Here is a 7,139-nt window from a genome sequence, read left to right as displayed (position 1 = left end):
CGAGCTGCCGGCCGCCGCCGACAGCGGCGAGGCCGGGCACGCGCCGCTGGACGACAGCCGCCTGTCGCGCTCGCTGCCCGAGCTGGTCGCGCGCCGCCACGCCTTCCTGGTCGATTACCAGGACGCCGCCTACGCCGCACGCTACACCGCGCTGGTGGAGTGCGTGCGCGCTGCCGAGCAGCGCGTGGCCCCGGCCTCGACCGCGCTGACCGAAGCGGTGGCGCGCTACGCATTCAAGCTGATGGCCTACAAGGACGAGTACGAAGTGGCACGGCTGTACACCAGCGGCGCGTTCGCGCAGCAGCTACAGGCGCAGTTCGAAGGCGACTACCGCGTGCGCTTCCACCTGGCGCCGCCGCTGCTGGCGAAGAAGGACGCGCAAGGCCGGCTGCGCAAGCGCGAATACGGCCCGTGGATGTTCACCGCGTTCAAGTGGCTGGCCAAGTTGCGCCGGTTGCGCGGTGGCACCTTCGACGTGTTCGGCTACAGCGCCGAGCGGCGCGGCGAACGGCAACTGATCGCCGACTACCTCGCTACCGTGGACGAACTGCTGCAGCGGCTGCAGGCGGACAACCTGGCGCTGGCGGTGCAGATCGCCAGCATCCCGGAACACATCCGCGGCTACGGCCACGTCAAGGAAGCTCACCTGCACGAGGCCAAGCAACAGGAAGCGCGGCTGCTGGCGACCTGGCGCAACCCGAAGGCGCTGCATATCGTGCAGGCGGCCTGAGCGGGAGACGAACGCCCGCCGCCGTGCAGCGGCGGCGCAATGGCAGCATCGAGGGCGTCTGACCGAACGCGGCGCGGCTGGCGCTGCGCCTGCCGCTCTGCCGCGTTCCATGGCGTCCGTGCCTTTGCTGCAGGAGCGGCTGCAGCCGCGACCCGACTCCAGCCGCACGCAGGACGGCAGCATCGCCCAGGGCGCCCAGCCTTGGGCATCATCCGCACGTTGCGTGGATCGCCAGCGATCCACGGCCGCATCACCCTCGAAGGAACATCGCGTGAAGCGTTTGGTCAAACTCGCATGCGTGGCGCTGGTGGGCGCCATCCTGCTGTTCTACCTGCTGGCGGAGCAAGCCGGCCCCTGGATCATGCCGCGGTTCATCACGATCCGTGTCGTGGCGGGACCCGATCGGCCACTCTCGGGCGCGAGCATCCGCGTCCAGCAGGACGTGTGGTCGATTCCGTGTCTGAGCTACATGGGGATCTCCGGCGCGAGTTGCGCGTCGGGCAAATGGACGGTCTTCCATGGCCGCCTGGATCGCAACGGCGAAGCGCGGGTGTTGGTCTTTCAGGCAGCCGGGCTGCGGGCGGATTCGTATATCGCCTGCATCAATGGCAACCAGTACGAGGGCTACTTCGCCTACACCGAGTGGCCTGAGCAACAGGACGTGCAGCGTCTCACCCTGGACTACAAGCGCCTGGAGCAGCAACGAACAGGTTGCATGAACGGCTATGGAGAAGAACCGCTGGCGGCGCCGGCATGGTGGGATGCTGCGATGAAGGAAGATGCGGAGGCGGAGGCACAGGCCGAGGCAGAGGCGCGGGCAGAGGAAGAGGCGCAGGTGGACGATTCGTTGCAACCGACGGTTCAACAATCTCCAGCTCGTTCGCCGTCGTCGGACGGGCCTTAGGGGCCAAGCTGCAGGCGCGGCTTCAGCCGCGAGCTGCCATGTCACCCTGTGGCGATGCAGCCTATTCCCAGCGGCATCCCGCGCGCCACTGCCATGCAGCTGCATCCGGGTCGATCGCGTTGATGTCGATACGGAAGGGTCTGCGCGTCGGGACTGAAGTCCCTCCCACATGGTTGCTTCCGTAGACTCCGCATACGACACAGCAGCCCTATGCAGCGGCCGCTGTGTCGTATCAGGATGCGATTCGGTCGAGTGCCCGGTGGCAACTCGACCGAGTGCCACTCAACGCAACGAACGTCGAATCAAACCCGCGGATCAGGCGGGTTGCCGCGGCCGGGGCGATCGTAGCGATCGGAATCGAAGGCCTCGCGCACCGCCGCCTTGGCCTGTGCCCAGCTCAGCCGCGAGCGATCCTTGGCGCGCTCCCAGCCGCTTTCCAGGTCCGTGTCCAGGCGGTCGTCCCAGACGCGGTCGCGGTAGCGGCTGCGCGCCTGCACGCCGTAGCGGTAGGCCGGGCGGTAGTCGTCGTAGCTGCTGTCGGTCTCGCGGTAGTCCACGGTGTCGAAGCGATCGGCGTAGTAGCGGTCGCTGTCCTCGTAGGTGCGGTAGGTGGCGTCGGCGCGCTCCCAGGAATCGCGAGCGGCCAGCCGCGCCTCGTCCCACTCCAGGCGCGAGTCGCCACGGCGCGTGCCCCAGTCGTGCGACAGCTCGCGCTCGTGTTCGTCCCAGGTGCGCGAGGGATACTGCTCGCGCGCCTGCAGGCCCAGGCCATAGGCCGCGGCGTAGTCGCGGTCGTAGTCGTAATCGGCCTTGGCGTAGTCGCGGTTGCGATACTCCTCGCGCCAGTACGCATCCTCGCCGGTGGGGTCGATGCGCTCGGCCACGCCCTTGCCTGCCGCCGCACCGGCCACCACCCCGACCGCCGCGCCGATCAAGGTGCCGAGCGGCCCGAACACGGTGCCGGCCAGCGCGCCCGCGGCCACGCCGCCGGCGGTACCGCCAATGCCGACCCCGACCGGATGCGAACCCGGGGTGCCGGAAATCGGATCGCGATTGAGATCGCGGGCTTTGTCGTTGTTGTCCATGGGAACGCTCCGTGGCGAAGGAAGAAAGCACCGGCTGCAGGCCCGTTCGGCGGCGGCGGGTGTCGGCGCACAGTCGCAAGCGCGCGGTGAATCCGCCGTGGCACGGCGGTGAACCCGTGATGAGGGAGAGAGTGCGGCTTCGTCACCTGGACACAACGCCTACTGCGTCGCCCGCCATGCAGCGCAGGCATGGAACCGGCCAAGACAGTACTGCATCAAGCACGTCGGCGTATTCGGTACGAGCGCGCACTCCGCGTCGCTGACGCATGCACAGTCACGACATGGCTGACGCAGTCAGATTGGGCGCCCACGGCGTATCCGCCCGCGCGATCGCGCACCCGCACGACGCCAAGGCATCGCCGGGTGGCACTCCTGCCTCAGCCGCGCCGCCAGACCAGGCAGCGGTTGTTGGCCGGCATCGCCACGTCTTCCTGCAACGTCAGGCCCTGCGCCTGCGCCAGCGCGTCCACCGCCTCGGCATCGCGGATGCCGCTGGCCGGGTCGCGCGCCTTCAGCCACGCATCGAAGTCGCGATTGCTGTCGCTGGTGAAGGCGCCGCCGTAGTTGAAGGGGCCGTAGACCACCAGCATGCCGTCGGCGCTGTTTGCCAGCAGTTGGCCGACGCCGGCGAAGAACGCCTGCACCGCGTCCCAGCCCATGATGTGCAAGGTATTGGAGGTGAACACCGCATCGTAGCCGGTGCGCGGCCACGGCCCCTCGCGCACGTCCAGCGCCAGCGCCGGCGGCGTGTTCGGCAGCGCCGCCGCCTCCAGCCACTGCGCGATGCCGGGCAGGTGCTCGGCGCGCTCGCTGCATTGCCAGGTCAGCTGCGGCAGCGCCGCGGCGAAATGCACCGCGTGCTGGCCGGTGCCGCTACCGATCTCCAGCACCTGGCGACGACCGGCGAACTGCCGCTGCAGCACCTGCAGGATCGGATCGCGATTGCGGTCGCAGGACGGGGCGTAGGGTCGATCGCTCATCGTGTCGTGCACCTGTGTGTGCCATTGCGCGCCGCGACGGCGCGCACCAGTGCGAATGGCAGCAGCTGACGGCTCATCCGCGCGAGCGCACGAAGATGCGCTTGCCGCCGCCCTCGTTGCCGCGCTCTTCCAGTTCGAAGTGCGACGACAACCGGCGCAGCAGGTCGCTGAGCTTCTTGTGCCCGTACAGGCGCGGATCGAAATCCGGGCGCACCTTGTTCAGATAGCTGCCGACGCTGCCCAGCCCGGCCCAGCCCTGATCGTCGGAGGCTTCCTCGATGGCCTGGCGCAGCAGGGTCAGCGGCGCCTGCTTGGTCTCGGTCGCGGCGGGAACGGGCTCGGGCTTGGCCGGCGTCGCGGCCGGCTTCTTGCGGCCCTTGGCCGCCGGCTTGGCGGCCGCAGCGGCAGGCTTGGCCGGTTCGGCGGCGCTGGCCTCGCTGCGCAGCACTTCGGTGTAGATGAACTTGTCGCAGGCCTGCACGAACGCATCCGGGGTCTTGCGCTCGCCGAAGCCGTACACGGTCGGTCCTTCCTCGCGCAGGCGCTGTGCCAGGCGGGTGAAGTCGCTGTCGCTGGAGACCAGGCAGAAGCCGTCGAAGCGGCCGGTGTAGAGCAGGTCCATCGCATCGATGATCAGCGAGCTGTCGGTGGCGTTCTTGCCGCTGGTGTAGGCGAACTGCTGCACCGGGCTGATCGAGTGCTTCAGCAGCGCCTGCTTCCACTGGGTCATGCGCGTGCTGGTGAAATCGCCATAGATGCGCTTGACGCTGGCCAGGCCGTACTTGGCGACTTCGGCGAGCAGGCCTTCGATCACCGACGGCTGCGCGTTGTCGGCATCGATCAGCACCGCCAGCCGTGGCTGGTCGTCGTCGCTGTCGGAACGGTGGCGGGTTTTCATGGCGTGCACCTGCGGCAAGGAAAGATCGGGAGAAGCGTGGCGGCGGCCACCACTGTGCCAGCGCGCGCTGCCCACAGCCAGCGCAACGCGGCGACCGCCATGGCTCATCGCCCGGCCGGCAACGCCTCGTAGGCCTGGCGTACCGCCGCCTCGCCGTAGCGGCGCTCCAGCCGGCGCACGATGAAGTGGCCGCGCGCCATCGCCTGGAAGTGCGAGATGAACACCGTGTTGAGCAGCGCGCCGCTGGCCGCGCCGACCAGCGGCACCGCCTGCGCCGCCAGCTTCTCGCTGACCGTGACCGAGAACTTGGCGGCGATGCGCGACAGCAGCGACACCAGCACCGGCGCACCCTTGCTGCCCAGGCCGTGCGCGGCGATGTACTGCGCCGCGGCGCTGAGCTGCTGCGCCATCGCCGCGCGCACCGCGAAGTAGCCCGATTCGCTGCCGTCGTCGCGGTGGCTGCGGCCGCCGTGCGCCAGCACCTCCAGACACGCGAGGGCGGTCGCCGGGTCGTCCAGGCGCTCGCCCTCGGCGCGGGCGATGTCGGCGATCGAACGCAGCATCAGCGTGGTGGTCAGCGGCAGTTCCACCACCAGCCCGGGCAGGCCGAAGAAGCCGCCGGCCGCACCGGTGGCCGCCACCGCGGCGCCATGCAGGCGCGGCCGTGCGCGTTCCGGCGCCTGCCCACGCAGGGTCAGCAGCGCCGAGCGCAACGCCACCCGCAGCGCACGCTGGCTGACCGCATCGATGCGCGAGGACAGCAGTTTCGGCAGACGCTTGTTGATCAGCGCCTCGATCGGCGCGCCCACCGCATTGGCGATCTTCGCCGCCAGGCCTGGGTGTTCCAGCAGGGCGCGCGCCTGGGCCAGGTCGCGGTGGTCGGCGGCATCCATCACGGGGACGGGCAGTAGCGTGGTCATGGCCGAAGCTCGTGGCGAGGGAGGCGACAGCATGCACCGGGCCACCCGGGCGTGGTGTCGAGGGACGATGACCGGTGCGGGACGTTAAGGAATCGCGCGGCCGGAACGCGTGATCGGGATTGAGGCAGGCCCCTGCCGCACACCGCGCCTGCGTCTGGCCCACGCGGCGCCGGGCGCGGTCCAGACAGGACGGCCGGTCCACCGCCAGGCCAAGCGTGGCGCCCTGGCCCCGGCGACATCGCGCCGGTCCACCGAACTGGCCATGGCCCAAGGTGGCAGGATCGGCGCTGCAGAGGCAGCCGTCATCGCGGCGGTTGCATGCCCCGCGACGCACGCTGTAAACCCGCTTCTCGTATCGCAGGCAACGACTGGCCGGCCAGACCAGCTACCCCTGCACGCACTGAGCCAGGTAGTCGCGCAGGCGCTCCTGCAGATGGGGCACGGCCTGGGGATGGGCGAGAAATTCGGCCACAGGCATCAGCAGCCACCCCCGGCCTTCATCGCCGAAGCGGATGCTGGCGATCTCGGCACACCTCAGGCGGCCAACGAACAACCAGCTCGGCAGGCACCCGGGCTGCAGGGACGGATAGCAGCGGCCCCAGGTCAGCCTATCTTCCTCCAGCACTAGGCCGAACTCCTCCTGCAGTTCGCGCAGAGCGCAGCGCTCGGGGCTCTCGTCGTCCTCGCGGCCGCCGCCAGGCAGGTCCCAGAGTCCCGGCCAGGGAATCTCCGGCTTCACATCGCGCTGGTACACCAGCAGCGCGTCGTCGCACAGCAGCGCCAGCTTGGCGCCGTTGAACGGTTGCATGGCGTCCTCCGCGGTAGGTAAAGGGCCAGTCTGGACGCGATGCACGCCTCGATGTGCGCCAGGCCACTTCGCGCGCGTCTCAACATATCCCACACGCCTAGATCCGCTCCAGCGCGCGCTGGTGGGTACGCGGCCCGAACCGGCCCACCACCGCGGCGGCCATCAGCAGGCTGGCGGCGATGCAGGCGAGCACGCCGCGGTGGCCGGTGCGCTCCAGCAGCATGCCGATCAGCAGGCTGCTGGCGGCCGTGGACAGGCGGCTGAAGGAGTAGCAGAAGCCGACCGCGCGGGCGCGCAGCGCGGTGGGAAACAGTTCGGCCTGGTAGCCGTGGTAGGCGAAGCTCATCCAGGCATTGCAGAAGGTGACCGCCGCGCCGCAGGCGATCAGCAGCAGCGGCTGGCTCTGCCAGGCGAACAGCAGGCCGAACAGCATCGCGCCCAGCGCCGACACGACGACCTGCCACTTGTTCTCCCAGCGCTGCGCCACGCCGATCAGCAGCAGCGGCGCCAGTGGATACGCCAACGAGATGGCGAAGGCGTAGCCGAGGCCGTGCACGCTGTCGGCGCCCTGGCGCGCCAGCAGCGCCGGCAACCAGTTGCCGAAACCGAAGAAGCCGATCGCCTGGAAGATGTGGAAGCTCACCAGCATCGCCATGCGGCGCCGGTACGGGGGCTGCCACAGCGCGGACAGTTGCGGCGTCGGCGCGGCCGGCGCCGAGGCCGGCTCGGGCGCGGGCAAGGGCCGCCCCAGGTCGGCGGTACAGCGCGCTTCCAGCCGCTGCAGCACCGCGTCGGCCTCGGCGTGGCGGCCCTG

8 protein-coding genes are annotated in these 7,139 nt (G+C 69.8%); 2 read left to right on the top strand and 6 right to left on the bottom strand.

Features of this window, described 5'->3' with window-relative positions; all coding sequences use genetic code 11:
* Both D588_RS0116640 and D588_RS0116635 read left to right on the top strand, forming a co-directional pair.
* A partial coding sequence (locus D588_RS0116640; RefSeq protein WP_026143802.1) for a DUF6537 domain-containing protein occupies positions 1 to 730 on the top strand: 730 nt, incomplete at its 5' end.
* 271 nt (positions 731 to 1,001) lie between these two features.
* Positions 1,002 to 1,634 (top strand): hypothetical protein, encoded by a 633-nt coding sequence (locus D588_RS0116635; protein ID WP_198526780.1) that lies wholly within the window; start codon positions 1,002 to 1,004, stop codon positions 1,632 to 1,634.
* 302 nt (positions 1,635 to 1,936) lie between these two features.
* Here the strand turns inward: D588_RS0116635 and D588_RS0116630 are convergent, their stop codons facing one another.
* The 6 genes from D588_RS0116630 to D588_RS0116605 form a co-directional block, all read right to left on the bottom strand.
* Positions 1,937 to 2,719, bottom strand: a complete 783-nt coding sequence (locus D588_RS0116630) for a hypothetical protein (protein ID WP_010340940.1) — start codon at positions 2,717 to 2,719, stop codon at positions 1,937 to 1,939.
* A 377-nt stretch (positions 2,720 to 3,096) separates the two neighbouring features.
* Positions 3,097 to 3,699: a DUF938 domain-containing protein gene (locus D588_RS0116625; RefSeq protein WP_017916781.1), complete on the bottom strand. Its 603-nt coding sequence runs from the start codon at positions 3,697 to 3,699 to the stop codon at positions 3,097 to 3,099.
* A gap of 73 nt (positions 3,700 to 3,772) precedes the next feature.
* Entirely contained in the window at positions 3,773 to 4,597 is an 825-nt protein-coding gene (locus D588_RS0116620) for an NYN domain-containing protein (protein ID WP_017916780.1), read from the bottom strand.
* A gap of 104 nt (positions 4,598 to 4,701) precedes the next feature.
* Positions 4,702 to 5,517, bottom strand: coding sequence for an EcsC family protein (locus tag D588_RS0116615; RefSeq protein WP_017916779.1), 816 nt, complete (start codon positions 5,515 to 5,517; stop codon positions 4,702 to 4,704).
* Between the two features lie 385 nt (positions 5,518 to 5,902).
* A complete protein-coding gene (locus D588_RS0116610; RefSeq protein WP_017916778.1) occupies positions 5,903 to 6,325 on the bottom strand; it encodes an NUDIX hydrolase in 423 nt (140 codons plus the stop codon).
* Positions 6,326 to 6,422: 97 nt separating this feature from the next.
* The coding region (locus D588_RS0116605; protein WP_017916777.1) for an MFS transporter at positions 6,423 to 7,139 on the bottom strand (717 nt) is incomplete at its 5' end.

It is taken from the genome of Xanthomonas sp. SHU 308 (assembly GCF_000364645.1).
Taxonomy (GTDB): Bacteria; Pseudomonadota; Gammaproteobacteria; order Xanthomonadales; family Xanthomonadaceae; genus Xanthomonas_A; species Xanthomonas_A sontii.
This window is presented reverse-complemented; position numbering and strand designations above follow the sequence as displayed.

Coding starts and splice junctions, on each gene's coding strand:
- D588_RS0116625 (WP_017916781.1), bottom strand. CDS start 3,699: ATGAGCGATCGACCCTACGCCCCGTCCTGCGACCGCAATCGCGATCCG.
- D588_RS0116615 (WP_017916779.1), bottom strand. CDS start 5,517: ATGACCACGCTACTGCCCGTCCCCGTGATGGATGCCGCCGACCACCGC.
- D588_RS0116610 (WP_017916778.1), bottom strand. CDS start 6,325: ATGCAACCGTTCAACGGCGCCAAGCTGGCGCTGCTGTGCGACGACGCG.
- D588_RS0116630 (WP_010340940.1), bottom strand. CDS start 2,719: ATGGACAACAACGACAAAGCCCGCGATCTCAATCGCGATCCGATTTCC.
- D588_RS0116620 (WP_017916780.1), bottom strand. CDS start 4,597: ATGAAAACCCGCCACCGTTCCGACAGCGACGACGACCAGCCACGGCTG.